The organism is Conexibacter sp. W3-3-2, from assembly GCF_009707605.1.
In the GTDB taxonomy this organism is placed as follows: Bacteria; Actinomycetota; Thermoleophilia; order Solirubrobacterales; family Solirubrobacteraceae; genus Paraconexibacter; species Paraconexibacter algicola.
This window is the reverse complement of record NZ_WLYW01000001.1, coordinates 859,817-883,231: the sequence shown is the minus strand read 5'-3', so window position 1 is coordinate 883,231 and position 23,415 is coordinate 859,817. Positions and strand designations below refer to the sequence as shown.

The window sequence follows — 23,415 nt, the reverse complement described above, 5'->3', positions numbered from 1 at the left end:
AACGTCCATGTCACGCACCATCCCCACGCTCATCGCGGCCGGCGCCGCCGCGCTCGCCCTGGCCGGGCCGGCCCAGGCCGGGTTCTTCCCAGGTGAGCCGATCGACGGCCCGAGCGGGGACATCGTCCGGTTCGGCGACCTCGACGTCGCCCGCGACGGGACCGGGGCGCTCGCGTACGTCAAGCGTGACGGCGGCGTCGACCACATCTTCGTGTCGCGGCTGGAGCGCGGGGTCTGGAGCGCGCCGGTGCGCGTCGACGGCGACCTGGGCGCCGCGGGCTCCCAGCCGGTCGTCGCGGCCGCCGACGGGGGCCGGGTGGCGGTGGCGTTCGTGAGCGGCGGCTCGCTGTTCGCGGTCTCGCGGCCCGCCGGCGCCCCGGGGTTCGCGGCCCCGACGCTCGTGGCGTCCGCGGGCTCCAACCCCGCGATCGACATGTCGATCAACGGCGCCGCCTACCTCTCCTTCACCGCGCCGGGCGCCTCCCCGAGCGACGTGCGCGTCGCGCGGCTGGAGCGCGACCAGACCGCGTTCACGGTGCTGCCCGACACGCTCGACATCGTCCCGGGCCTCGAGGCGGGTGACGGTCCGCGCCGCTCGAAGGTCGCGATCTCCGCCGACGGGACCGGCCTGGTCGTCTGGGGCGAGCAGGGGACCGACGGGCGCAGCCACGTCTACGGCCGCCGCGTGTTCGGCCAGCGGATCTCCGCCGCGCCGCAGGACCTGTCGCTGCCCGAGCTCGACGGGCGCGCCGCGCGCGACGCGGACTCGCCCGAGCTGGACATCGAGGACGACTCGAGCTTCGCGTGGGTCGCCTTCCGGCAGGCGTTCGCCGACGGCCTCGGCTCGACCGCGCGCGTGATCACCCGGCGGCTCGTCGGCTCGGCCTTCGAGGCGCCGTCGGTCGTCGACGGGCAGGCGACCGGCAACGGGGAGGCCGCCGGGACGCCGCGGGTCGAGCTGAACGGCCGTGGCGAGGGCATCATCACCGCCGGCACCGTCTCCCAGTTCGGCGCGATCGGCACGCCGGTGCACGACGACAAGATCTTCCCGTCGGTGCGCTTCGACGGCGGCAACGCCGTCGCGCCGCTGCCGGTCCCGGCGTTCCCGGAGACCGGTGACGGCTACGTCACCTGGCTGGAGGGGAGCCCGGTCGGCGCCCAGGTGCGGGTGCGCACGTGGGACATCGACCCGGCCAAGCGCACCGTGCCCGCCCCGGCGCCCGTCGTCCCCCTGAGCAACCCCGACCTCGGCCCGGTCGACCCGGACGGCGGCTTCGACGCGGCCAGCAACCGGGCGGGCGACCTCGTCGCGGTGTTCGTCCAGGGCAGCGGCGGCGACCGCAAGCTGATGTCCGCGAGCTTCGACCGCGCGCCCGGCGCCTTCCGCGTCTACACGACGACGAAGGTCCGCGGGATCGCCCGGCCGACGATCAGCTGGTCGCCCTCGTTCGAGCTGTGGGGCCCGCCGACCTACGAGGTGCAGGTCGACGGCGTGTCGGTCGGCACCACCCAGGACACGAAGCTCACGCCCGCGACGCCGCTGACCGACGGTCTGCACCGGGTCCGCGTGATCGCCAAGGACCGCCGCGGCCAGCAGACCGTCACGCCGCTGAAGAACCTCCGCGTCGACGCGACGTCGCCGACGGTCCGGTTCACCGTCTCGGGGACGCGCCGCGCCAACCGGCTCGTGAAGGTCGCCTTCACCGCGTCGGACGCGTCGTCGACCGGGGCGAAGGCGTCCGGCCTCTCGTTCGTGCGGATCGACTTCGGCGACCGCACCCCGACCGTCACGGTCCGCGGCCGCAACCGCGGCACCGTCGCGCACCGCTTCCGCCGCGGCACCTTCACCGTCCGCGTGAGCGCCACCGACAAGGCCGGCAACGCGGTCGCCGTCACCCGCCGCATCACGATCAAAAAGGCCGGCAGGTAGGACCGATGTCGGTGTTCAGGGCTGAGATCCGGTGGGCGGGGGAGTAGCATCGCGCCCATGTCCGGGGGCCCGCTGGACGAGGGTCGTCTCGCCCGTGCCGCCGCCGCAGGCGACGGTCAGGCCTTCGCGCGCCTCTACGACGCCTACGAGCAGCGGATCTACACCTTCTGCTTCCGGCTGGTGGGCAACGAGCAGGACGCCCAGGACGCCACGCAGGACGCATTCCTCAAGGTGCTCCAGCGCCTGCCCGCGCTCCAGGACCGCGAGCTCAACTTCGGCGCGTACCTGTTCACCGCCGCCCGCAACGCGAGCTACGACGTGATCGGCCGTCGCAAGAAGGCGGACGCGGTCGACGAGATCCCCGAGTCCGGGGCGCGGCCCGTCTACGGCGACGGCGCGCCGCTGGACGTCGACCCGGAGCGCGCCGCGATGCTCGGCGCCCTGCAGGAGTCCGTGCGCGGCGCGAACGAGCGGCTGCCCGAGCGCCAGCGCGAGGTGCTCGCCCTGCGCGAGCTCGAGGAGCTTTCCTACGACGAGATCGCGGCGATCATGGACATGAACCGCAACTCGGTCGCGCAGCTCATCTCGCGGGCGCGGATCAAGCTGCGGGACGAGCTGCGCGGCAGCGCGCTGGCCTCGGTGGCGGCGAGCTCGGCCGACTGCGAGCGCGCGCTGCCGCTCATCGCGATGCGCCAGGACGGGCAGCTGGGCGACGGCGAGGACCGTGACTGGCTGGCCGGGCACGTGGCGGCCTGCGCGACCTGCCAGGTGAGCGTCGAGGCGATGGAGGAGGCGGGCGTCAGCTACCGCGCCTGGACGCCGATCGTTCCCGCGGCGTTCCTGTTCCGCGACACGATGGCCAAGGCCGCCGAGCTCACCGGCAGCGACTGGAGCGCCATCGGGCGTCCGGGAGCGGACGGCGGCGCGGGCGCTGCCGGGACCGGCACGGGTGCGGCCGCCGGGGCCGGTGGCGTGCTCGCCGGGGTCGGTGCCGCGGTCGACGCGGCGGCCGACGTCGCCGACGACGAGCGCCGCCGACGCCGCGGCCTCTTCGCCGGGCTGCTCGCCGCCGCGCTGCTGATCGTGACGGGCACCGTCGCGTTCGTCGCCGGCACCGACGACGAGCCGCAGCGGCTCGTCACCGAGACCCCGGCCAGCGCGATCGGCACGCCGACCCCAGGCCCCACCGGCGCGGCGGCGACGCCCGCGTCCACCACCACCGCCACGACGCCGACGCGCCGCACCGCCGACCGCAAGAGCCGCCCGCGCACGCGGGCCGTACCGGTCGTCGTGGCCCCCGGCGTCACCCAGACGATCCAGATCCCGGTCGCCCCGACCGCCGCGCCGACGACGCCCGTCGCGACGCGCCGCCCGGGGACCCGCCGTCCGTCCCGGCCGGGACGGGGCACGGTCGACACCTCCGGCGGGGGCGGCGGCAGCGGCGGCCAGTCCGGGGGACGCGATCCCCTGAAGGGCACGCCCGCGGCACCCGCCCCGACCGCCGAGCCGCAGGCGCCCGCGCCGCAGCCCGATCCCGCGCCCGCGGCGACCCCGGCGCCGACCGCCGAGCCCACGCCCGCCCCGACCGCGCAGCCCGACCCGACGCCGACCCCGGCACCGTGCCGCCCGACCGCGACCGCGTGCGCGCCGACGACCACCGGCTGCCAGCCGACCGGGGCCGGCTGCTCGCGCTCGCTCGCCCCGGCGCCCGCCCGCGCGCCCACCGCGCCGACCCGCCGACCGTCCTGAGCGACGACCGCCTCACCCCGCTGGACGCGGCCGCCGCGCCGCGTCCCGCCCGCGACGTCGTCGGCGCCCTGCGGCTGGACGAGCCGGTCGGCGACCGCCCGCGCGTGGCGGCGGCGATGATCGTCTCCGCCGACGGGCGCGCGCAGCTGACCGACCGGTCGGTCGGGCTCGGCAACGCGGCCGACCGCGCGCTCCTGCGCGAGCTGCGCACGGGTGCCGACGCGGTCCTCGCCGGCACCCGCACGCTGCACGCCGAGCGCTACGCGACGCTGCTGGACGACGACCAGCGCGAGCACCGCCTCGCGCACGGGCGCGCCCCGCACCCCGTCGTCGTCACGGTGTCCCGTCGCCTCGACGTGCCGGTCGCCGAGATCCCGCTGTTCGACGAGGCGGGCGTCCCGATCGTCGTCGCGACCGAGGAGCAGACCGCCACGCTGGAGGGCTGCGACGCCGACGTCGAGGTCGCCCGCTTCACGCCCGGCACCCTCGACTTCCCGGGCGTGCTCGCGCACCTCGCCGACGCCCACGGCGTGCGCGGTGTCAGCTGCGAGGGCGGCCCGGGCCTGCTGCGCCAGCTGATCGCCCAGGAGTGCCTGGACGACCTGCTCGTCACCGTCGCCCCGAAGCTCGTCGCGGGGGAGACGCTCACCATGCTCACCGGCGACCGCTTCGGCGACACCGGCATCGACCTCGCGCTCGCCGACGTGCACCGCGCCGGCGACCACCTCTTCCTGCACTACACCCGGGAGCACCCGTGAAGGACCACGTCATCCGCTTCCGCGACCGGCGCGTCACCGTGCCCGCGGGCCGCCCGATGCTCATGGGGATCGTCAACGCGAACCCCGACTCGTTCTCCGACACGCGGCGGCTGACGACGCTCGACGCGCAGGTCGAGCACGCGCTCGCGCTCGTGGACGCCGGGGCGGACCTCATCGACGTCGGCGGCGAGTCGGGGGTCACCTACACCGGCGTCACCGCCGAGCAGGTCGAGATCGAGCGCGTGGTCCCGCTGGTGGAGCGGCTCGTCGCGGAGGGCGTGATCGTCTCCGTCGACACCTGGAAGCCCGCGGTCGCGCGCGCCGTCCTCGACGTCGGGGCGCACATGCTCAACGACGTCAGCGGCCTGCGCTCCCCGGAGTTCGCGGACCTCTGCGCGCAGACCGGGGCGGCGCTCGTCCTGATGCACACGCGGGCGGCCCCGAAGGAGGTGCACTTCGCCGACTACGGCGGAGCGGTGGCCGCCGACGTGCGCTCGTTCCTCGCCGACATCACCCGGGTCGCGCGCGAGCGTGGGGTCGCCGACGAGCAGCTCGTGCTCGACCCCGGCCCGGACTTCGCGAAGACCCCGGCCGAGACGGTCGCGTGCCTGCACGACCTCGACGCGCTCCACGCGACCGGCCTGCCGGTCCTGCTGGCGGTGTCCAACAAGTACTTCGTCGGGGCGATCACGGGCCGGGCGCCCGGCGAGCGGCTGGCCGGCACGCTGGCCGCGGTCGGCTGGAGCGCGGACCGGGGCGCCGCGATGCTGCGCGTCCACGACGTGCGCGCCGCGCGTGACCTGCTCGACGTGAAGCTCGTGCTTGACGGGCACGAGCCCGTCCCGGACTTCGACGCCGACGACGACCGCCTGAAGTGGATCCGCGCGTCGGCGGATGACATCGCAGGGGACGGGTAGTCTCGAGGCATGCGCCTGTTCATCGACACCGGATCCGTGGCCGAGGTCGAGGAGATCGCCCGCTGGGGCGTCCTCGCCGGGGCCACCACCAACCCGAGCCTCCTGGCGAAGGAGGACGGCGATCCGGCGGACATCATCCGGCGGATCTGCGAGCTCGTCGACGGGCCGGTCAGCGCCGAGGTCGTCGCCAAGGACGCGAAGGGCATGGTCGCCGAGGGGCGCGCGCTGCGCACGCTGCACGAGCACGTGTGCGTGAAGGTGCCGTTCTCCGCCGAGGGCCTCGCCGCCACCCGCGAGCTGACCGACGACGGCCACCCGGTGAACATGACGCTCGTGTTCTCGCCCAACCAGGCGCTGCTGACCGCCGAGGCGGGCGCCACGTACGTCTCCTGCTTCATGGGCCGGCTGGACGACATCTCCGTGGACTCCACGCAGGTGGTCTCCGAGATCGTCGACGTCCTGCGCCAGTCGGACACCGAGACCGAGGTGCTGGCCGCCTCGATCCGCCACCCGCTGCACGTCGTGACCGCCGCCGCCCTGGGCTGCGAGGTCGCCACGCTGCCCGGCAAGGTGCTCAAGCAGATGCTCGAGCATCCGCTCACCACGTCGGGGATCGCCCAGTTCGAGAAGGACTGGGAGTCGCGCCCGGAGTTCGGCGAGTGGCTCGCCGGCCTGGTCGCGACGACCAACGCCCCTGCGTAGCCGCCACTTCCTGCGCTAGCCTCCCCGGGGCAACGCGTCGCCGGGCCGCTGTCCAACGCGGTCCGGACGCCGACCGACGACCCATCCCCACCGGAGGACCCCATGTCCGTACTGACCCGTGACGCCCTCGAGGCGTCGCCGCTCGCCGACCTGCACGCGATCGCCGCGGAGCTCGGCGTCGACGGCTTCCGCCGTCTGCGCAAGGCCGACCTGATCGACCAGATGCTCGAGGCCGCCGGCGGCGAGGCCGCGCCTGCCGCCGACGCCGACGAGGCGCCCGCGCCGCGCCGCCGCACCCGCGGCGGCCGCAGCCGCGCGAAGGCCGCGAGCGCCGACGCCGATGCCGACGCGGAGGGCGTGGAGGACACGGCCTCCAAGGACGCCGACGCCGACGAGGAGGCCCCGCGGCCCCGCTCGCGGCGTGGCGGCCGTGGCGGCCGCGGCCGTGCGGCGGCCGAGGACGAGGAGTCCCAGGAGGCGCCCGGCCGCGACGACGTGATCGTCTCGGGCGTCGTCGAGGTGCTCGGCAACGGCTCGGGCTTCCTGCGCGTGTCGCCGCCCGACCCGTCCGACGACGACGTCTACATCTCCGCCGCGCAGGTGCGCCGCTGCGAGCTCGTCAGCGGCGACACGGTCAGCGGTCCGCGGCGCGAGCCGCGCCGCTCGGAGCGCTACCCGTCGCTGGTGCGCGTCGACACGATCAACGACCGGCCGGCCGACGAGGTCGCCGAGGGCACCCGCTTCGAGGACCTCGCGGCGACGTTCCCGACCGAGCGGTTCGCGCTCGGCGGCGAGGACGTGACCCTGAAGGCGATCGAGTGGCTGACCCCGATCGGTCGCGGCTCGCGCGTGACGATCAGCGGCGCGGCGCGCAGCGGCAAGACCGAGGCGCTGCTGCGCCTGGCGGGCGCGCTCGCCGGCCAGGACGGCGTCGAGACCTCGCTCGTGCTCGCGGGCGTGCGGCCCGAGGAGCTCGCCTCCGCCCCGGAGGGCGTGGAGCCCGTCGCGGCGCTGCCGTTCAGCGCCAGCGCCGACGCGCGCGGCCAGGCGATCGAGCGCGCGCTCGACGCCGCCAAGCGCGTCGTGGCCCGCGGCGGGCACGCCGTCGTGCTGATCGACACGCTCGACGGCGTGCACGAGAGCGTCGCGCGGCGCGCGCTGGCCGCGGCCCGCAACGTCGTCGACGGCGGCTCGCTGACCGTCATCGCGACCGCGAGCGCGCCGCTGGGCGGCGAGACGACCGTGATCGCGCTCGACCAGACGCTCACGAGCACGGGCCGCCTGCCGGCCCTGGACCTCGTCGCGTCGGGCACGCTGAAGCCGGAGCTGCTGGTCGGCGCCGCCGGTGCCGAGGCGATCGCCTCGGCCCGCGCGAGCGCGCTGGCCTAGCGCCGTGCCGGTGGCGCGGCCCCGGTCGGGGTCGCGCCGCGCACGCGGTGACCGTCCGGTCGCGGCCGGACGGGAGGGGGAGAGGGCGCCGCGCGACCTAGCGGCGCGAGTAGGCGACCCGGCCCCAGGAGGGCTCGGGGGCGAGCTCGACGGGCTCGCCGTCGCGCTCGGGCTGCACGTACGCGAAGGTCTGGGCGTCCGCGTCGAAGCGCACGTCCAGCTCGCCCTCCTTGACGCGCTGGTCCAGCCAGGCGGAGCGGAAGACCAGGCGGCGCAGCCAGTGGACCAGCGAGCGGTCCGAGGGTCCGACGAGCTCGGGCCAGCAGTCGTTGACGTGCTCGCCCAGCGCGGAGGCCGGGTCCTGGATCTCGCCGTTGACGGCGAGGTTCACCAGGTCCTCGAGCTCGTGGTCCTCGAGCCGGCCTCCGACGAAGCCGAGCTTCAGGGCGGCCTGCTCGCAGCGCTCCGCGAAATCGCGTTCGTTGAAGGTGAAGCGGAGCTCCCCGTACTCGAGGACGAAGTCCTCTCCGGAGTCGTAGTTGCCGCGGCGGGTCATGTCCATAGATAGAGGGGCACGGAGGCGGCGGGCATCGCCCCCTCGGTGCGTCGGCATCGTATGGGAGAACCCTGCGCGGACGGACGGAATGCAACCGGTCTTGCACCCCGCGCCCGCGGGGGCCCGGATAGGGTCGCCGACATGGCCCAGGACCTCACCGGACAGGCGATCGCGATCACGGGGGCGTCCTCCGGGATCGGGGAGGCGACGGCGCTCGCGTGCGCCCGCGCGGGCGCGTCGGTGGCGCTCGCGGCACGGCGCGCGGACCGGGTGCAGGCGCTCGCGCAGCGCATCGAGCAGGAGGGCGGCCGGGCGGTCGCGCTGCCGACCGACGTGACCGACGAGCGGCAGGCGCGCGCGTTCGTCGAGCACGCCTACGAGGCGTTCGGCCGCCTCGACGGCCTGGTCAACAACGCGGGCGTGATGCTGCTGGGCGCGGTCACCGGGGCGGACACGGCGCAGTGGCGGCGGATGATCGACGTCAACGTGCTGGGGCTCCTCTACTGCACCCACGCGGCGATCCCGGTGATGCAGCGCAACGCCGACCCGGCGGGCGGGCACATCGTCAACGTCAGCTCGACGGCGGGCCGCAACGCCTCCCTGGGCGCGGCGGTCTACAACCTGACGAAGTTCGGGGTCTGCGGCTTCAGCGAGGCGCTGCGCCAGGAGGTCCTGCACCACGGGATCCGCGTCACCGTCGTGGAGCCGGGCTTCACCGCGTCCGAGCTGCTGGACCACAACACCGACCCGATGGTCCAGGCCGGGGCCGCGCACCGTCGCCAGGAGATCGGGAAGGTGCTCGAGAGCGAGGACGTCGCCGCCGCGATCGTCTACGCGCTGGAGCAGCCGGCGCACGTGAGCGTCAACGAGATCCTCGTGCGGCCCACCGGCCAGCGCACCTGAGCCGCGGCCGGCCGCCGACCGTCACGGATCGGCCCCGGTCCGTCACGGCCGGGGGGAGAGTTCGTGCGCGGTCGCCCTAGTGGCTGTGCCATGAGCGACAACGACCAGACCGCGACGACGATCCTGCTGGTGGAGGACGACGACCTCACCCGCCGGTTCCTCGCCGACAACCTCACCGCCGACGGGTACGACCTGCTCGTCGCCGCGACCGCGACGGAGGGTATGCGGCTCGCGGAGACCCGCTATCCGGACGTCGCGATCCTCGACGTCGGCCTGCCCGACGGCACCGGCCTGGAGCTGCTGGACCGCATCCGCGAGAGCGACGGGGTCGCCAACCGCGTCGACCGCGACCTGCCGGTGATGCTGCTGTCCGGTCGCGCCGCGGAGATCGACCGCATCCGCGGCTTCCAGCGCGGCGCCGACGACTACGTCGCCAAGCCCTACGCGTACGCGGAGCTGCAGGTCCGGATCGCGGCGCTGCTGCGGCGCGCCGCGGTCCGGCGGCGCGGCGGGCGGATGCGGGTCGGGCCGATCGAGCTCGACCCGGGGGCGCGGCTCGTGCGGCTCAACGGCGAGCTGCTGCACCTCTCCCAGAAGGAGTTCGCGCTGCTCCAGGCGCTGCTGGAGGAGCCCACCCGGGTGCGGACCAAGGACGAGCTGATGCAGACCGTCTGGGGCTGCCGGGCGATCGGGACGAGCCGCACGCTCGACTCGCACGCCTGCCGGCTGCGGCACAAGCTCGGGCGCGACGGGGACCGCTTCATCGTGAACGTGTGGGGCGTCGGCTACCGCCTCATCGACGGGCCGGGGCCGTCGTCGTGACCGTCTCGCTGCTCGGCTGGCTGCTCGCCTCGGCGTCGGCGCTGACGCTCGTGGTCTGCCGTGTCCGCGCCCACCGGCGCGACGTCGCGCTGGCCCGCGCCTCGCATGAGGTCCGCGGGCCGCTGCAGGCGGTGATGCTCGGCCTCGCCGGGCTCGACCGGATCCCGCCGGACGGCGTCGGGGAGCGGGCGCGCGTGATCGGCGGCGAGCTCGACCGCGTCGTCGCGGCGCTCGCCGACCTCGACGCCGCACGGGCCCGCCGCGCGGCCGCGCCGGGCCGACACGTCCGGCCCGTCGGCGCCGGGGTCGACCTCGCCGCGCTCGTGCGCCGGCAGGTCGCCGCGTGGCAGCCCGTGGCGGGTGCGCGCGGCCGGACGCTGCGCTGGGAGGGGGCGCAGGCGTCGTGCCCGGTGCCCGGGGAGGAGGTGCGCCTGGCGCAGGCGACCGGCAACCTGCTCGCCAACGCGCTGGAGCACGGGCGCGGCGAGGTCGTCGTGCAGCTGGTCCGCGAGGCCGGCGCCGTGCGGATCGTCGTCCGCGACGAGGGGCCCGGGCCGGGCGTGCCCGTCGAGCGGCTGCTGGCCCGTGCGCGCCGCGGCACCGGCGAGCACGGGCACGGCCTCGCGGTCGCGCACGCCGTCGCGCTCGCCCACGGTGGCCGGCTGAGCGCGCCGCCCGGGGACGGGGTGGCGCTCGTGCTGCCCGCAGCCGTCGCGGACGGGCGGCTGGTCGCGTGAGCCCGCGTCGGCGGGCCGCGCTCCTCGCCGGGCTCGCGATCGTGCTCGGGGTGCTGGCGGCGAGCGACGTGCGCCGCCGCGAGGGGGCGCTGGAGCGGCAGCTGCAGCCCGTGGTCGGGGTCGTGGTGCTGCGCGCACCGGTCGCGGCCGGGGACCCGATCCCGGCGGCGAGCCTCGCGGTCCGGCAGGTGCCGGAGCGCTACGCCCCGCGCGGGGCGTTCGCGCGCCCGCGCGGCCTCGCCGGCATACGGGCCGCCGCCGACCTCGCGGCCGGGACCGACCTCGTCCCCGCGCTGCTGGACGACGGTCGCGCCGACGCGGGACCGGGGGCGCCGGTGCGGCCGGGGGAGCGCGTGGCGGACATCGTCGCCCGCGGCGCGCCCGAGCTCGTGCGGCCCGGCATGCGGGTCGACGTCCTCGTCACCCGGGACGGCCCGCAGGGCGGCGACGGTCGGACCGAGCTGGCCCTGCAGGACGCCGAGGTGCTCGACGCGGCGGCCGTCGACGGGGACGCGCGCGAGCCCGGGGAGCGGGTGCGCGTGTCCCTGCGGGTGACCGTGCGGCAGGCGATGCTGCTCGCCGACGCCGAGCAGTACGCCCGGGAAGTGCGCGTGCTGTCGCGGGCTGCCGGGGACCGCGGTCGCGCGGGATGAGGCGTCCAGCCGGTCTGGACGCCCGGGCCGGGCGCTCAAGGGATCCGGCACCACGCCGATACGGGCAGGGAGGCCCGTTGCTCATGATCCCACGCCCGTTCCCGCCCATCCGCTTCTTCGCCCCGGCGCTGCTCGCGCTCGCGGCGCTGGCGCTCCTGGTGCTCCCCCGCGGGCGCCGGGGCCGCCTCGCGCGCCGCCACGCCGACGAAGCTCTACCCGTCGATCCAGAAGGTCAGCCCCAAGCAGGCGGGGATCGGCGACCGGCTCGTCATCACCGGCAAGAGCTTCCGCAAGGGCCGCAACCGCAACACGGTCGTCTTCAAGCGCGACGGCAAGCGCGCGATCTTCGTGCGCGCCACCGGCACCTCGACGAAGCGGATCTCGGTCCTGCTGCCCGCCAAGCTGCTGCCGATGCTCGCGCAGAAGGCCGGCCAGCCGGTCTCCACCCGCTTCCGCGTGCGCGTCCTCGCCGCTCGCTTCGGTCGCCGCTACACCAGCGCGAAAGCCAGCCCGATGATCGGGCCGCTGCCGCGCAACGTGAAGGTCGCCACCGACGACTGCGACGGCGACGGGCTGAAGAACGCCCGCGACACCGACGACGACAACGACCTCCTGAGCGACACGACCGAGGCGTCGCTGAAGACCGACCCGTGCCTGCGCGACAGCGACAAGGACGGCATGACCGACGGCTGGGAGCACTACTCGGCGCTCGACCGCAACGGCAAGGCCGTCCCCGCCCCGACCCGCAAGCCCTACCCCAACGCGCTCGACGGCGCCGACGGCGCGATCGACCACGACGGCGACGGGCTCACCAACGTGGAGGAGTACATCGCCTGGGTGACGCACTCCGGTGCGCTCAAGCCGCAGGACGACGACCCGTTCACCAGCCGCCTGAGCTACAGCGGCGGCAGCCCCGCCTCGGACGGCCGCAGCCGCCGGCCCGACGCGCTCGCCTACATGGACCGCGACGGCAACGGCTTCCTCAGCGACTTCGAGCGCGACGCCGACGGCGACCAGATCCCGAACATGGACGAGCAGCGCACGACCGCCGACGCGGCCCGCGGGCTGATCGCGGACATCGACGACCCCCGGTTCTTCGAGTACGGCCTGTTCGGCCAGACCTACATGGACAAGATCGCGGCGGTGCAGTCCAAGCAGACGCAGCCGCGGTGCGGCGGGATCAACCAGGTGCCGTTCTACTGCCTGGACTCGCTGGACCAGGGCGCGGTCAAGGTCTCGAAGGTCGACACGCTCGACTGGGTCGACGCCGACTCCGACGGGGACGGCATCCGCGACGACCGCGACGACGTCGACCACGACGACGTCCCCAACCTGCAGGAGTACCTCGAGGAGCTCGCGACCCCGAACGCGGACCGCCGCTACCGGCACCTCGACGCCTGCATCCCGAACTCCGACTCGCGCTACTGCCTGCTCGGCGGCGTCGACATCGACGTCGACGGCCTCGACAACCGCGACGACACCGACGACGACGGCGACCTGATCAGCGACGTCGACGAGCGCCGGATCAAGACCGACCCGCTGGTCGCCGACAGCGACGGCGACGGCGTGACCGACGGCTACGAGTACTACTCGGCGATCGACCTGAACTCCGCCGCGCTCCCGTACCCGGGCAAGCGGCCGTACCCCAACCCGCTCGACGGGGAGGACGGCGCCGGCGACCACGACGGCGACAGCCTGACGCTCGTGCAGGAGTACAAGGCCTGGCGGCTCACCGGCGGCACGCTGCCGCTGAGCTACAGCGCCGGCACCCAGTGGACCGGCGGCAAGCTGCCCGTCGGCAGCTACCCGGTCGGCACCGGCTACGACAACAACGGCGACGGCACCCTCTCCGACAACGAGAAGGACGCCGACCGCGACGGCCTGGCCAACGACGTCGAGGCGAACTCGTCGCTCAGCGACCCGAAGTGGTGGGACATCTGGTCCTCCCAGGAGTCGGTCAAGTGCACGCCCGACTACATGGAGTCCGTGTACCCCGGACCCGCCTACCAGGGCCTGAACTTCGTCGACGCGGACACCGACGGCGACGGCCTGAAGGACGGGGCCGACGACATCGACCACGACGGCTTCACCAACGCGATGGAGCAGGGCCGCCCGTCGGACTGGTGCACGACCTACGTGTCGACCGGCCACCCGGGGACCGACAAGCTCGCGCGGATGCAGCCGTTCAACCCGTGCAAGCCGGTCTACTCCGACGCCTGCCACGTCAAGGCGCCGCTCGCCTACTACGGTCGCAACGAGGACTGGGAGAGCCCGCACCACCAGCAGGGCCCGTAGTCCCGGGGAGGAGGAGTACGGTGCACGTCGCGTGCGCCGCCTCGTCCTCCTCGTCAGCGCCATCGTGCTCGTCGACACGATGTTCTACGCGGTGGTCACGCCGCTGCTGCCGACCTACGCCGACGAGCTCGACCTCGGCAAGACCGCCTCGGGGATCCTCGCGGCGGCCTACCCGGCCGGCACGCTGATCGGGGCGATCCCCGCCGGCATCGTCGCCGCGCGCCTGGGCGCGAAGCCGACCGTGCTGCTCGGCCTCGCGCTGCTCGCGGTCTCGACGCTGACGTTCGGGTTCGCCGGGGACGTCGTCGTGCTCGACGGCGCCCGCTTCGTGCAGGGCCTCGGCGGCGCCTGCTCCTGGGCGGGCGGCCTCGCCTGGCTCGTCGAGGCGGCGCCGCCCGAGACGCGCGGCGCGGTGATCGGCACGGCGCTCGGCGCCGCGATCGGCGGCTCGCTGCTCGGCCCGGTCGTCGGGGCGCTCGCGGAGGCCACCTCGCCCGAGGCGGTCTTCAGCTCGGTCGTCGTGCTCGCGGGCGGTCTGGCGCTGGCCGCGGCCCGCACCCCCGGCACCGGACGGCCCGACGCCCAGCCGCTGCGCGTGCTCGTCGACGCGGTCCGCACCGCGCCGGTGCTCGTGGCGATGTGGCTCGTGGCGCTCCCCGCGTTCGCGTTCGGCATGGTCGGCGTGCTCGGCGCGCTGCGGATGGACGGCTTCGGCGCGGGCGGTGCGGCCGTCGGGGCCGCGTTCCTCGTCGCCGCCGCGGTCGAGGGGGTCGTCAGCCCGCTCGTCGGCCGCGTCAGCGACCGGCGCGGCCGGCTCGTGCCCGTCCGGGCCGGGCTCGCCGCGGCGACCGTCGTGCTCGCGCTGGTCACCGTGCCGCAGACGGCGCTGCTGCTCGGCATCGCGATCGTCGCGACGAGCGCCGCGCTCGGCACGTTCTGGGCGCCCGCGATGGCGATGCTCTCCGACGCCGCGGAGTCCGCGCGGCTGCAGCAGGGGCTCGCGTTCGCCCTCGTCAACCTCGCCTGGGCGACCGGGCAGGTGGCGGGCTCGGGCCTCGGCGGCGGACTCGCCGAGGCGAGCGCGGACGGCGTGCCACTGGGCATCGCGGCGCTGTGCTGCGCGGTGACGCTCGCGGTCCTGCTGGTCCGGCCGGTGCGCCTGGGGGGAGAGTCGCAGGCCGTCGCCCCCTAGTGGGGGCATGGACCCCGTCGAGGACCTCGCCGTCGAGCTGCGCGACCGCCTGCTGCGGGAGGTGGCGATCGACGACGGCCCGGACGACCTGACCGACCGCATCCGGCGGCTGGTCGAGCGCGAGGCGGCGGTGCTGCCGGCGGACACGCGCGAGGCGCTGTGCGCGCGGATCGCGGAGCGGTCGTTCGGGCTCGGGCCGCTGGAGCCGCTGCTGGCCGACCCGGAGGTCGACGAGATCATGGTCGGCGGCACCCGCCCCGTGTGGGTGGAGCGCCACGGCCGGCTCGAGCCCACCACGGTGCGGTTCGCGCGCGAGGACGACCTGCGGCACGCGATCGAGCGGATCCTCGCCCCGGTCGGCCGGCGCGTGGACGAGGCCGAGCCGCTGTGCGACGCGCGGCTGCCCGACGGCTCGCGCGTGAACGTCGTGCTGCCGCCCCTGGCGGTCGACGGGCCGCAGCTGACGATCCGCCGCTTCCGCAGCCGTCCGCTGCTCGCCGACGAGCTCGTCGCGCGGGGCAGCTGGCCGGCCGGCACGCGGGAGCTGCTGCACGCCGCGGTGCGGCAGCGCCTGAACGTCCTGGTCTGCGGCGGCACCGGCTCGGGGAAGACGACGACGCTCGGGGCGCTCTCGGCGTTCGTCGGGCCCGACGAGCGGATCGTGACGATCGAGGACACGGCCGAGCTGCGGCTGCAGCAGCCGCATGTCGTGCGGCTCGAGGCGCGGCCCGCCAGCGTCGAGGGGCGCGGCGAGGTCACGATCCGCCGGCTCGTCCGCAACGCGCTGCGGATGCGGCCCGACCGGATCGTCGTGGGGGAGGTCCGCGGGCCCGAGGCGCTCGACATGCTCGCCGCCATGTCCAGCGGCCACGACGGCTCGCTGTGCACGGTGCACGCGTCATCGACCCACGAGGCGCTGCGGCGCCTGGAGGTCCTCGCGCTGATGGCCGACGTCGGGCTGCCGCACGCGGCCGTGCGCGAGCAGGTCGCCGCCGCGATCGACCTCGTCGTCCACCAGGCCCGGCACGCGGACGGCTCGCGCCGCGTGGTCCAGGTGGCCGAGGTCCGCCGCCGCGACGACGGCAGCGCCGAGCCCGTGGAGCTGCTGCGCACCGACGAGTCGAGCCGGCCGACCTGGCGGCACCCGGAGGACCCGCGCCTGCGGGCGGCGGTCGCGGCGGTGGCGCCGTGAGCCTGACCGTCCTGTGCGCGGCGGGCGCGGGAGCACTGGCCGTGCTGGCGCTCGCCGAGCTCGTGGGGGTCGTGCAGGCCGGCGGCCTCGGGCGGCTCGCGGCCCGGCTCACGGACCCGTGGCGCTCGGCGGGGCGGGACGGGCACGTCACCGACGCGGAGCGCCGCCGGCTCGGGATCGTGTGCGGCGCGACGATCGCGGCCGCCGCCTGGCTCGTGCTGGGCATCGGCCCGGCGCTCGTCTGCGCGGTCGCCGGCCCGTGGACCGCCGGGCGCCTGCTGCGTGCCCGGCGCGAGCGCTGGCGGATCCGGGCGGGGGAGGGCGTGCCGCTGCTGGCCCGCGCGCTCGCCGACGCGCTCGCGGGTGGCCGCTCGTTGCGCGGCGCGGTGCTCGCCGCCGCGCAGGACGGTGCGGTGCGCGGTGCCACCGGTGTCGAGGTCCGGGCGCTGGCCCGCGAGCTCGAGCTCGGCCGCCCGACCCCGGTCGCCCTGGAGGACTGGGGGGCCCGCCTGCGGTCCCCCGGCACGGACGTGCTCGTCGCCGCCGTGCTGCTGCAGCGCGAGTCCGGCGGAGATCTCGCCGGGCTCCTGCGCGACCTCGCGGGCGACCTGGAGGAGGGGCGCCGCGCGACCGCCGACGCCCGGACGGCGACCGCGCAGGCACGGCTGACCGCACGCCTCGTCGCCGGGCTGCCCGTGGGGGCCGCGGCGCTCGCGGAGCTCGCGGCGCCCGGCACGATCACCGGGATGCTCGCCGAGCCGCTCTCGCGGCTGCTCGCCGCGGGTGGGGTGGTGCTGCTGGTCGCGGCGCTCGTGGTCGTGGGGCAGCTCGCCCGGGTGCCGCGGTGAGCGTCGCGGCGCTCACCGCCGGACTGGCGGCCGCGAGCGCGGTCGCGGCGCTCGGGGCGGCGGCGCAGGCCCACGCGGCGCGGCCGCCGCGCGCCGAGCCGGCCGCCGACCGCGGCGCGCCGGCCCCGGGCCCGGCGCTCGCCGCGCTGCTGCGGCTCGGCCGCCGGACCGGCGCACCGCGGCCGAGCCGCGGCCTGGCGGGGCGCCTGGCCGCCGCGGGGCTCGACGCGCGGCTCACCCCGGCGGACCTGATGGCGATCAAGGGCGCGACAGTGCTGCTCGTCGCCGCCGTCGGCCTGACGCTGCTCCCGGCGCTCGGCGGGACCGCGGCGCTGCCGCTGCTGCTGGCCGTCGCGGGCGGAGGCTTCCTCGTCCCCGACCGCTGGCTGGTCCTGCGCGCGCGCCGGCGGGCGGCGGTCATGGCGGTCGAGGTCGCCGACGTGCTCGACCTGCTGCGGGTCGGGGTGGCGGCCGGGCGCGGGCCCGTCCGCGCACTGGCGGAGGTCGGCCGCCGACACCCGGGGCTGCTGGCCGCCGAGCTGCGGCGCACCGCGCGGGAGATCGGGGCGGGTACGCGCCGGGAGGAGGCGCTCGAGGCGCTGCGGGCGCGGTGCCCACTCCCGGCGGTCGCGGCGCTCGTCGCCGCGCTGCGCCGGGCGGAGCGTCACGGGGTGCCGCTCGCCCCGGCGCTGGCGGCGATCGCCGCCGACGCGCGCGCCGACCGCGTCCGGCTGCTCGCCGACCACGCCGCCCGCGCCGCGCCGAAGATCCAGCTCGTGATCGCGCTGCTGCTCGTCCCCGGGGTCCTGCTGCTGGTCGCCGCGGCGATGGTCAGCACGCTCTGAGCGGTCGGCGCCCCCGATCCGGGGCGCCGACCGCGACGCGGACCGGCTACTTCACGGTGAGCACGAAGCGCGAGCGGTAGGTGTCGCCCTCGCGCTTGGCGCCCGCGACGATCGCGCCGAACGCGTCGAGGTAGGGCTTGGCCTGCTGGAAGCTCGGGTCGCTGCCCGCGCCGAGCGCGAGGAACGACACGACGGTCGGGAAGTCGAGGTAGAACGCGGGCTTGATCCCGTCCCCGACCTTCGCGGCGGCGGCCTTGAACGCGGCCTGGTCGCCGAGCCGGTCGCCGGAGCCACCCTCGAGCGTCTTCTGCACGAGCGTCGGGTTGACGCCGACGACGAAGCGGTCGTCCTTCAGCCCGACGAGCAGCTCGAACGGGGCGCCGTCCCCGAGCGGGACGCGGAACCCGGCGTCGGCGCCGGCGGGCGCGCGCTGCACGACCTGCTGGCCGCTGAACCGCTCGATCAGCGGCACGATCTTCGTCAGCGCTGCCTTCGTCTTGGCCGGGTCCTTCGAGGTCACCACGAGCCCGCCGCCGACGTCCGCGAGCGAGCGGCCCTGCACGAACAGGGCACCCTGGCCCATCCAGGAGAGCAGGTCGTCCTCGATCGAGAGGCCGAGCGAGGACTCGAGGCCGCGCAGGAGCGTCTGCGGGTCCTGGCCGGCGACCGGGCCGATCGCCCCGATCTGCTGGATCGCCTGACGCGCGATCGCGCCGATCTCCCCGAGGCCGACACCCAGCACGGTGCCGCCGGGCAGGTCGGCCAGCGCGGCCGCCGGGTCACCGGCCGCCTGCTGCGCGGGAAGGCCCTGCTGGGCGGTCTCGATGCGGATCGCGCCGTCGTCGACCGCGATCGCGGCGGTCACCGAGGTCGCGCCGCCGAGCGCCTGCTGCAGCGGCTCGATCTGGGAGGCGATGAGCGGCTCGCTGGCCGTCAGCGCCTGGACGCCCTTCAGCACGTCGATGTAGACGAAGCCGAGCGCGTCGTCCTGGCTGGTGTTCTCGCGCGCCTTCTTGAAGGCGGCCGCGTCGTCGAGCTGCGAGTCCGCCTTGGCGGCGTCGACCGCGGACTTGTAGCCCGCCTCGGTCCCGATCACGAACGTGTCCCCGGCCGGGCCCGCGACGATGTCGTCGTCGCCGGTCTCGCGCAGGTACTTCTCGCCGTCGTACTCGGCCTCGACGGTGTCCTTGCCGTCGCCCTTGAGCGCCTCGAACGCCTTGTCGTTGTCCTTCGAGGCGATCGCGACGGCGAAGTCGGGCTTCTCCGGATCGCGCAGGGAGGTGATCGCGACGCCGGCCTTGTCCCCGAGCCAGGGGTCGATGCTCTTGTCGAAGCTCGCCCCGTCCTGGTCCTTGACCACCTGGTCGATGGCCTTGGTGATCTCGGCCGCCGGGTCCTGCGTGCGCAGCACCTTCTTGGCGACTGCCTCGACGTCGCTGCGCAGGTCGCCGTCCGGGCGGACCGTCAGCTCGAAGTACAGCGGGGCGCTGGCGGGGATCACCGCGGCCGGGTCGGTGCCCGCGTCGCCGCTCTCGCTGTCGCCGCAGCCGGCGAGGGCGAGTGCGGCGACGGCGGCGCCACCGAGGGCGAGGCGTCGGAGGTCGGGAAGGGTCGGGGCGGGCACGCGGGGCTCCTCGGACGGGGGGACGACGGCCCGCTCATGGTAGTGCCGCCTCGGGACGGTCGCCTCACACCGTTCCCCCTGCGGCCCCCGCGCACACCCGCTCCCACCGCTCCTCACACGATTCCCCACCGGAACGCCCCTCCGACGCACATCCGGCGGACGGAAGCCCCCGGAGGGCCCGCGGGTGGACGGGTGTCAGGCCTGCAACGTCCCGTGCAGGAGCCGGTCGTCCCACGCGGAATCCCCGATGAACACTGAGGTTTTCGCCGCGTCGTCCTCCTTGCACGAACTCCTGTGGGAAAAGTTGCATGAAAGGTGTTGACCGGTGGGAGAGGGTGGGCTAGCTTCCCGGGCCAGCGAACCGGGGTGGAGGGGCTCCTCCCACTCCTCCTCCCCCGGTTCGCGCCTCCTTCACAGGGGCGGGACAGTGCTCCTCCGCGGATCCTTCGACTACACCCTCGACGCGAAGAACCGGCTCACCGTGCCGGCCAAGGTCCGCCACCACTTCGCCGAGGGCGCCGTCCTGGCCCGGGGCCTCACCCGCAACGTCTCGCTCTGGATCCCGGCCGAGTTCGACGCGTACTCGACCGACATGCTCAGCGGCTTCGACCCGCTCGACGAGGACTACGCCACGCTGGACTCGCACCTCGTCGGCGGCTCCCACGACGTCGAGCTCGACAGCGCCGGCCGCATCGCGATGCCCTCGCGCCTCGCGCAGTACGCGGGCATCACCAAGGACGTCGTCCTCGTCGGCAGCAAGACCCACATCCAGATCTGGGACCGCAGCACCTGGGACGCGCGCAGCGAGCGGCTCCCCGACGCCGTCCAGGACATCTCGCGCCGCCGCAAGGGCGCGTCCCGCCTCCCGACCCTCGGCCAGGCGTGAGCCGGCTGCTCGACATCGTGGCCCGCGAACACGTCCCCGTCCTCGCCGGCGAGCTCATCGACCTCCTGGCCCCCGCGCCGGGGAGACCGCCGTGGACTGCACCTTCGGGGCGGGCGGGCACGCCCGGCTCGTCGCCGAGCGCCTCGGGCCGGACGGCGAGCTCATCGCCATCGACCGCGACCCCGAGGCCGAGGGCCGCTTCGCCGCGCTCGCCGCCGAGCTGCCCTGCCGCACCCGCTTCCTGCGCGCGGGCTTCGCCGAAGGGCTCGAGGAGCTCCGCGAGGAGGGCGTCCGCGCCGACCTCGTCTACCTCGACCTCGGCATGAGCTCGATGCAGATCGACACGCGCGAGCGCGGGTTCTCCTACAGCTACGACGCGCCGCTGGACATGCGCATGGACACCACCCAGGAGCTCACCGCGGCCGAGCTCGTCGCGACCTGGGACGAGCGGGCCCTCGGCCGGCTGTTCAAGGAGTACGGGGACGAGCGGTTCTCCCGCCCGATCGCCCGCGCGATCGTCCGGGCCCGCGAGGCCGGCCCGCTCGAGACGACGACCGCGCTCGTCGACGTGATCACCGCCGCCGTGCCCGCGCCGGCGCGGTTCGCCGCCGGCCACCCGGCCAAGCGCGTCTTCCAGGCGATCCGCATCGCCGTCAACGACGAGTTCGGCCAGGTCGACCGCGCGCTCCCGGTCGCGTGGGACGTCCTGCGCGTGGACGGCCGCTTTGCAGGTATCTCGTTCCACTCGGGCGAAGACCGCCGCGTGAAGCGGTTCCTCGCGGACCTCGCCCAGGGGTGCATCTGCCCGCCCGACTTCCCGGTGTGCGCCTGCGGGCGCACCCCGCAGGCCGAGCTGCTGGGACGCGGCGTCGTGCCGACCCCCGGCGAGATCGCCGACAACCCGCGTGCCGCCTCAGCACGGATGCGCGCCGCCCGCAAGCTCCAGGAAGGACCCGTCGCATGACCCCGCCCGCCGCGGCAGCCGCCCGCAGCACCCACGCCCCCGCCCGCCGGCCCGCCGCACGGCCGCGGCCCCGGCCGGTGCCCGCCCCGGCGCCCGCGCGGCGCCCGGGACGGCCCGCCGCCCGTCCGGCGGCCCGGCCCGCCGCCGCGCGCGGGTCCCAGCTGACGCTGCTGGACCGGATCATCCGCGGCCGCCTGTGGATCGTCCTGCTCGCCGGCGCGCTGATGGGCCTCGTGTTCCTGCAGGTGTCGCTGCTGAAGCTCAACTCCGGGATCGGCCGGGCGGTGCAGACCTCCTCGACGCTCGAGCGCCAGAACGCGCTGCTTCGCGGCGAGATCGCGCGGCTCGACGCGGGGGAGCGCATCCAGACCGCCGCGACCGGCCTCGGCCTCGTCATGCCCGCGCCCGGCGACCGCAACTACCTGACCGTCCGCCCGGGCGACGCCGCCCGCGCCGCCCGCTCGATCACCGCGCCCGCACCGGTCGTGCAGCAGGCGCTCGAGCCCGGCGCCACGGGCGTCGCGGGCGCCCCGGCCGCCACCGCCGCGCCCGCGGTCACGCCGGCCGCCGCGCCCACGCAGACCGCCGCCGCGCCGGCCGCGACCGCGCCCGACCCCGCCGCGCAGGCCGCCCAGGCGCCCGCGCAGACCACCGCCGCGCCGCAGACCTCGACCACGACCGCCCCCGCCGGCACGGCCGCGCCCCCCGGCACCCCGACCACGTCGGCGCCCGCGCAGCAGCCGACCGCCGGCGGCGTCGCCGCGGACCCGACGGCGGGATAGCGCCGTGACGATCGTCGACCGCCGCATCTCGCTGCTGTTCGCGGCGTTCCTGCTGCTCCTGACGCTCGCGTTCGTCCGCGCGTTCTGGCTCGGCGCCGTGCGCGGCGACAGCCTCGCGCGCGCGGCGAACACGCAGCAGGTCGTCACCGCCGAGGTGCCCGCCCAGCGCGGGCTCATCGTCGACCGCGAGGGCGTCGACCTCGCGGTCAGCGAGCCGGCCGACGACGTCAGCGCCACCCCGTACCTCGTCAAGGACCCGGTCCGGGCGGCCGCGCGCCTGGCCCCGATCCTCGGCATCCCGTCCGCCGAGCTCACCGAGAAGCTCTCGCGCCGCGACACCGGCTTCGTCTACCTCGCGCGCCGCGTCGCCGCCGACAAGGCCGACCGCGTCGAGCGCCTGAAGATCGAGGGGATCGACCTCACGCCCGGCACCCGCCGCGTCTACCCGCGCGACTGGCTCGCCACCCAGGTGCTCGGCACCGTCGGCACCGAAGGGCACGGACTGGCGGGCATCGAGTACCTCCGCGACGAGCAGCTGCACGGCACCGACGGGCGTCGCCGCACCGTCCGCGACGCCAAGGGCGAGCCGATCGAGACGACCGACCTGCGGACCGCCAAGCCCGGCGAGAACCTCGAGCTGACGCTCGACGCCGCCCTCCAGAGCAAGGTCGAGAGCGTCCTCGGGGACGTCGGCGAGCGCTACCGGCCCAAGAGCGCCACCGCGATCGTCATGGACCCGAAGACCAGCGAGGTCCTCGCGATGGCCAACTGGCCGCGCGTCAACGCCAACGACCCGGGCGCCGCCCCGCCCGAGGCGCTGCAGAACCGCGCGGTCGGCCTGACCTACGAGCCCGGATCGACGTTCAAGGCGTTCACCGTCGCCGGGGCGCTGGAGGACGGCAAGGTCACCCCCGACACCCAGTTCAACCTGCCGCCGCAGATCGTCGTCGCGGACCGCACGATCGGCGAGTCGCACCCGCGCGGCCCGATCACCCTGAGCACAGCGGGGATCCTCGCCCAGTCCTCGAACGTCGGGTCGATCCTCATCGGCCAGCGGCTCGGGAAGGTCGAGTTCGACCGCTGGGTGCGCAAGTTCGGCTTCGGGACGCCGACCGGCGTCGACCTGCCGGGCGAGGAGCGCGGCATCGTGCCGCGCGTGAACCAGTACTCGGGCTCCTCGATGGGCAACCTGCCGATCGGCCAGGGCCTCTCGGTCACGCCGCTGCAGATGACCTCCGCCTACGCGGCGATCGCCAACGGCGGCGTCCTGCGGTCTCCGCAGATCATCCGCGCGGTCAACGGCCGCCGCGTCCCGCGCGCCAAGGGCACCCGGATCATCAGCCGCACGACCAGCGCGCAGATCCGCAGCATGCTCGAGGGCGTCTTCGCCCCGGGCGGCACCGCCGCGGAGGTCGCGATCCCCGGCTACAAGCTCGCGGGCAAGACCGGCACCGCGAACAAGGTCGACACGAAGACGGGCGAGTACTCCAAGGCGAACTACATCGCCTCGTTCACGGGCTTCGCGCCCGCGGCCAGGCCGGAGCTGCTCGTGTCGGTGATCGTGGACGAGCCCAAGGGCGAGATCTACGGCGGCAAGATCGCCGCCCCGGCCTTCGGGAAGATCACCGAGTTCGCGCTGACCCACCTGCGCGTCCCGCCCAGCTGACACAC

21 protein-coding genes are annotated in these 23,415 nt (G+C 75.7%); 19 read left to right on the top strand and 2 right to left on the bottom strand.

Features of this window, described 5'->3' with window-relative positions; all coding sequences use genetic code 11:
* Positions 1-7 precede the first annotated feature (7 nt).
* The 6 genes from GKE82_RS04415 (at position 8) to GKE82_RS04390 (ending at position 7,445) form a co-directional block, all read left to right on the top strand.
* Complete coding sequence (locus GKE82_RS04415; protein ID WP_154732441.1) at positions 8-1,930, top strand: PKD domain-containing protein; 1,923 nt, start codon at positions 8-10, stop codon at positions 1,928-1,930.
* A gap of 57 nt (positions 1,931-1,987) precedes the next feature.
* Positions 1,988-3,679 (top strand): RNA polymerase sigma factor, encoded by a 1,692-nt coding sequence (locus GKE82_RS04410; protein WP_154732440.1) that lies wholly within the window; start codon positions 1,988-1,990, stop codon positions 3,677-3,679.
* Positions 3,571-4,437, top strand: coding sequence for a dihydrofolate reductase family protein (locus GKE82_RS04405; RefSeq protein ID WP_196189051.1), 867 nt, complete (start codon positions 3,571-3,573; stop codon positions 4,435-4,437). Before GKE82_RS04410 ends, GKE82_RS04405 begins: the two co-directional genes overlap by 109 nt.
* Entirely contained in the window at positions 4,434-5,354 is a 921-nt protein-coding gene (gene folP, locus GKE82_RS04400; RefSeq protein ID WP_309233407.1) for a dihydropteroate synthase, read from the top strand. The genes GKE82_RS04405 and folP overlap by 4 nt, the downstream gene beginning before the upstream one ends.
* 9 nt (positions 5,355-5,363) lie before the next feature.
* Entirely contained in the window at positions 5,364-6,056 is a 693-nt protein-coding gene (gene fsa, locus GKE82_RS04395) for a fructose-6-phosphate aldolase (protein WP_154732438.1), read from the top strand.
* 102 nt (positions 6,057-6,158) lie between these two features.
* Entirely contained in the window at positions 6,159-7,445 is a 1,287-nt protein-coding gene (locus tag GKE82_RS04390) for a Rho termination factor N-terminal domain-containing protein (RefSeq protein ID WP_107570531.1), read from the top strand.
* A 97-nt stretch (positions 7,446-7,542) separates the two neighbouring features.
* Here GKE82_RS04390 and GKE82_RS04385 read toward each other — a convergent pair whose 3' ends face one another.
* Positions 7,543-8,007 carry a hypothetical protein gene (locus GKE82_RS04385; protein WP_107570530.1) on the bottom strand — a complete coding sequence of 155 codons (465 nt, stop codon included), beginning with the start codon at positions 8,005-8,007 and terminating at the stop codon, positions 7,543-7,545.
* A gap of 135 nt (positions 8,008-8,142) precedes the next feature.
* Here GKE82_RS04385 and GKE82_RS04380 point away from each other — a divergent pair, with 135 nt between their 5' ends.
* The 9 genes from GKE82_RS04380 (at position 8,143) to GKE82_RS30545 (ending at position 17,488) form a co-directional block, all read left to right on the top strand.
* Positions 8,143-8,904 (top strand): SDR family NAD(P)-dependent oxidoreductase, encoded by a 762-nt coding sequence (locus GKE82_RS04380; RefSeq protein WP_154732437.1) that lies wholly within the window; start codon positions 8,143-8,145, stop codon positions 8,902-8,904.
* Between the two features lie 90 nt (positions 8,905-8,994).
* Entirely contained in the window at positions 8,995-9,726 is a 732-nt protein-coding gene (locus tag GKE82_RS04375) for a response regulator transcription factor (protein WP_107570528.1), read from the top strand.
* On the top strand, positions 9,723-10,463 hold the full coding sequence (locus GKE82_RS04370) for a HAMP domain-containing sensor histidine kinase (RefSeq protein WP_154732436.1): 741 nt from the start codon (positions 9,723-9,725) through the stop codon (positions 10,461-10,463). The genes GKE82_RS04375 and GKE82_RS04370 overlap by 4 nt, the downstream gene beginning before the upstream one ends.
* On the top strand, positions 10,460-11,116 hold the full coding sequence (locus tag GKE82_RS30550; RefSeq protein WP_107570526.1) for a Flp pilus assembly protein CpaB: 657 nt from the start codon (positions 10,460-10,462) through the stop codon (positions 11,114-11,116). Before GKE82_RS04370 ends, GKE82_RS30550 begins: the two co-directional genes overlap by 4 nt.
* Positions 11,117-11,464: 348 nt before the next feature.
* Entirely contained in the window at positions 11,465-13,411 is a 1,947-nt protein-coding gene (locus tag GKE82_RS04360) for a hypothetical protein (protein WP_154732435.1), read from the top strand.
* A 31-nt stretch (positions 13,412-13,442) separates the two neighbouring features.
* Positions 13,443-14,603 carry an MFS transporter gene (locus GKE82_RS04355; protein WP_154732434.1) on the top strand — a complete coding sequence of 387 codons (1,161 nt, stop codon included), beginning with the start codon at positions 13,443-13,445 and terminating at the stop codon, positions 14,601-14,603.
* A gap of 7 nt (positions 14,604-14,610) precedes the next feature.
* Positions 14,611-15,795, top strand: a complete 1,185-nt coding sequence (locus GKE82_RS04350) for a CpaF family protein (protein ID WP_154732433.1) — start codon at positions 14,611-14,613, stop codon at positions 15,793-15,795.
* A complete protein-coding gene (locus GKE82_RS04345) occupies positions 15,792-16,643 on the top strand; it encodes a type II secretion system F family protein (RefSeq protein ID WP_154732432.1) in 852 nt (283 codons plus the stop codon). Before GKE82_RS04350 ends, GKE82_RS04345 begins: the two co-directional genes overlap by 4 nt.
* Positions 16,640-17,488: a type II secretion system F family protein gene (locus GKE82_RS30545; protein WP_154732431.1), complete on the top strand. Its 849-nt coding sequence runs from the start codon at positions 16,640-16,642 to the stop codon at positions 17,486-17,488. The genes GKE82_RS04345 and GKE82_RS30545 overlap by 4 nt, the downstream gene beginning before the upstream one ends.
* A gap of 46 nt (positions 17,489-17,534) precedes the next feature.
* Here GKE82_RS30545 and GKE82_RS04335 read toward each other — a convergent pair whose 3' ends face one another.
* Complete coding sequence (locus tag GKE82_RS04335; RefSeq protein WP_154732430.1) at positions 17,535-19,112, bottom strand: DUF3352 domain-containing protein; 1,578 nt, start codon at positions 19,110-19,112, stop codon at positions 17,535-17,537.
* A gap of 427 nt (positions 19,113-19,539) precedes the next feature.
* Between GKE82_RS04335 and GKE82_RS30540 the strand changes: the two genes are divergently transcribed.
* From GKE82_RS30540 to GKE82_RS04315, 4 genes are all read left to right on the top strand, one after another.
* Positions 19,540-19,998, top strand: coding sequence for a division/cell wall cluster transcriptional repressor MraZ (locus GKE82_RS30540; RefSeq protein WP_154732429.1), 459 nt, complete (start codon positions 19,540-19,542; stop codon positions 19,996-19,998).
* A 91-nt stretch (positions 19,999-20,089) separates the two neighbouring features.
* The gene (rsmH, locus tag GKE82_RS04325; RefSeq protein ID WP_309233406.1) at positions 20,090-20,962 is read left to right on the top strand and encodes a 16S rRNA (cytosine(1402)-N(4))-methyltransferase RsmH; all 873 of its coding nucleotides are present in this window, start codon (positions 20,090-20,092) and stop codon (positions 20,960-20,962) included.
* Positions 20,959-21,744 carry a hypothetical protein gene (locus tag GKE82_RS04320; protein ID WP_154732428.1) on the top strand — a complete coding sequence of 262 codons (786 nt, stop codon included), beginning with the start codon at positions 20,959-20,961 and terminating at the stop codon, positions 21,742-21,744. The genes rsmH and GKE82_RS04320 overlap by 4 nt, the downstream gene beginning before the upstream one ends.
* Before the next feature lie 4 nt (positions 21,745-21,748).
* Positions 21,749-23,410 carry a penicillin-binding protein 2 gene (locus GKE82_RS04315; protein ID WP_154732427.1) on the top strand — a complete coding sequence of 554 codons (1,662 nt, stop codon included), beginning with the start codon at positions 21,749-21,751 and terminating at the stop codon, positions 23,408-23,410.
* Positions 23,411-23,415: the final 5 nt, after the last annotated feature.

What these genes read in the sequence shown, in the direction of transcription:
- GKE82_RS04415 (WP_154732441.1), top strand. Translation starts at nt 8, where the DNA reads ATGTCACGCACCATCCCCACGCTCATCGCGGCCGGCGCCGCCGCGCTC.
- GKE82_RS04410 (WP_154732440.1), top strand. Translation starts at nt 1,988, where the DNA reads ATGTCCGGGGGCCCGCTGGACGAGGGTCGTCTCGCCCGTGCCGCCGCC.
- fsa (WP_154732438.1), top strand. Translation starts at nt 5,364, where the DNA reads ATGCGCCTGTTCATCGACACCGGATCCGTGGCCGAGGTCGAGGAGATC.
- GKE82_RS04390 (WP_107570531.1), top strand. Translation starts at nt 6,159, where the DNA reads ATGTCCGTACTGACCCGTGACGCCCTCGAGGCGTCGCCGCTCGCCGAC.
- GKE82_RS04385 (WP_107570530.1), bottom strand. Translation starts at nt 8,007, where the DNA reads ATGGACATGACCCGCCGCGGCAACTACGACTCCGGAGAGGACTTCGTC.
- GKE82_RS04380 (WP_154732437.1), top strand. Translation starts at nt 8,143, where the DNA reads ATGGCCCAGGACCTCACCGGACAGGCGATCGCGATCACGGGGGCGTCC.
- GKE82_RS04375 (WP_107570528.1), top strand. Translation starts at nt 8,995, where the DNA reads ATGAGCGACAACGACCAGACCGCGACGACGATCCTGCTGGTGGAGGAC.
- GKE82_RS04350 (WP_154732433.1), top strand. Translation starts at nt 14,611, where the DNA reads ATGGACCCCGTCGAGGACCTCGCCGTCGAGCTGCGCGACCGCCTGCTG.
- GKE82_RS04320 (WP_154732428.1), top strand. Translation starts at nt 20,959, where the DNA reads ATGACCCCGCCCGCCGCGGCAGCCGCCCGCAGCACCCACGCCCCCGCC.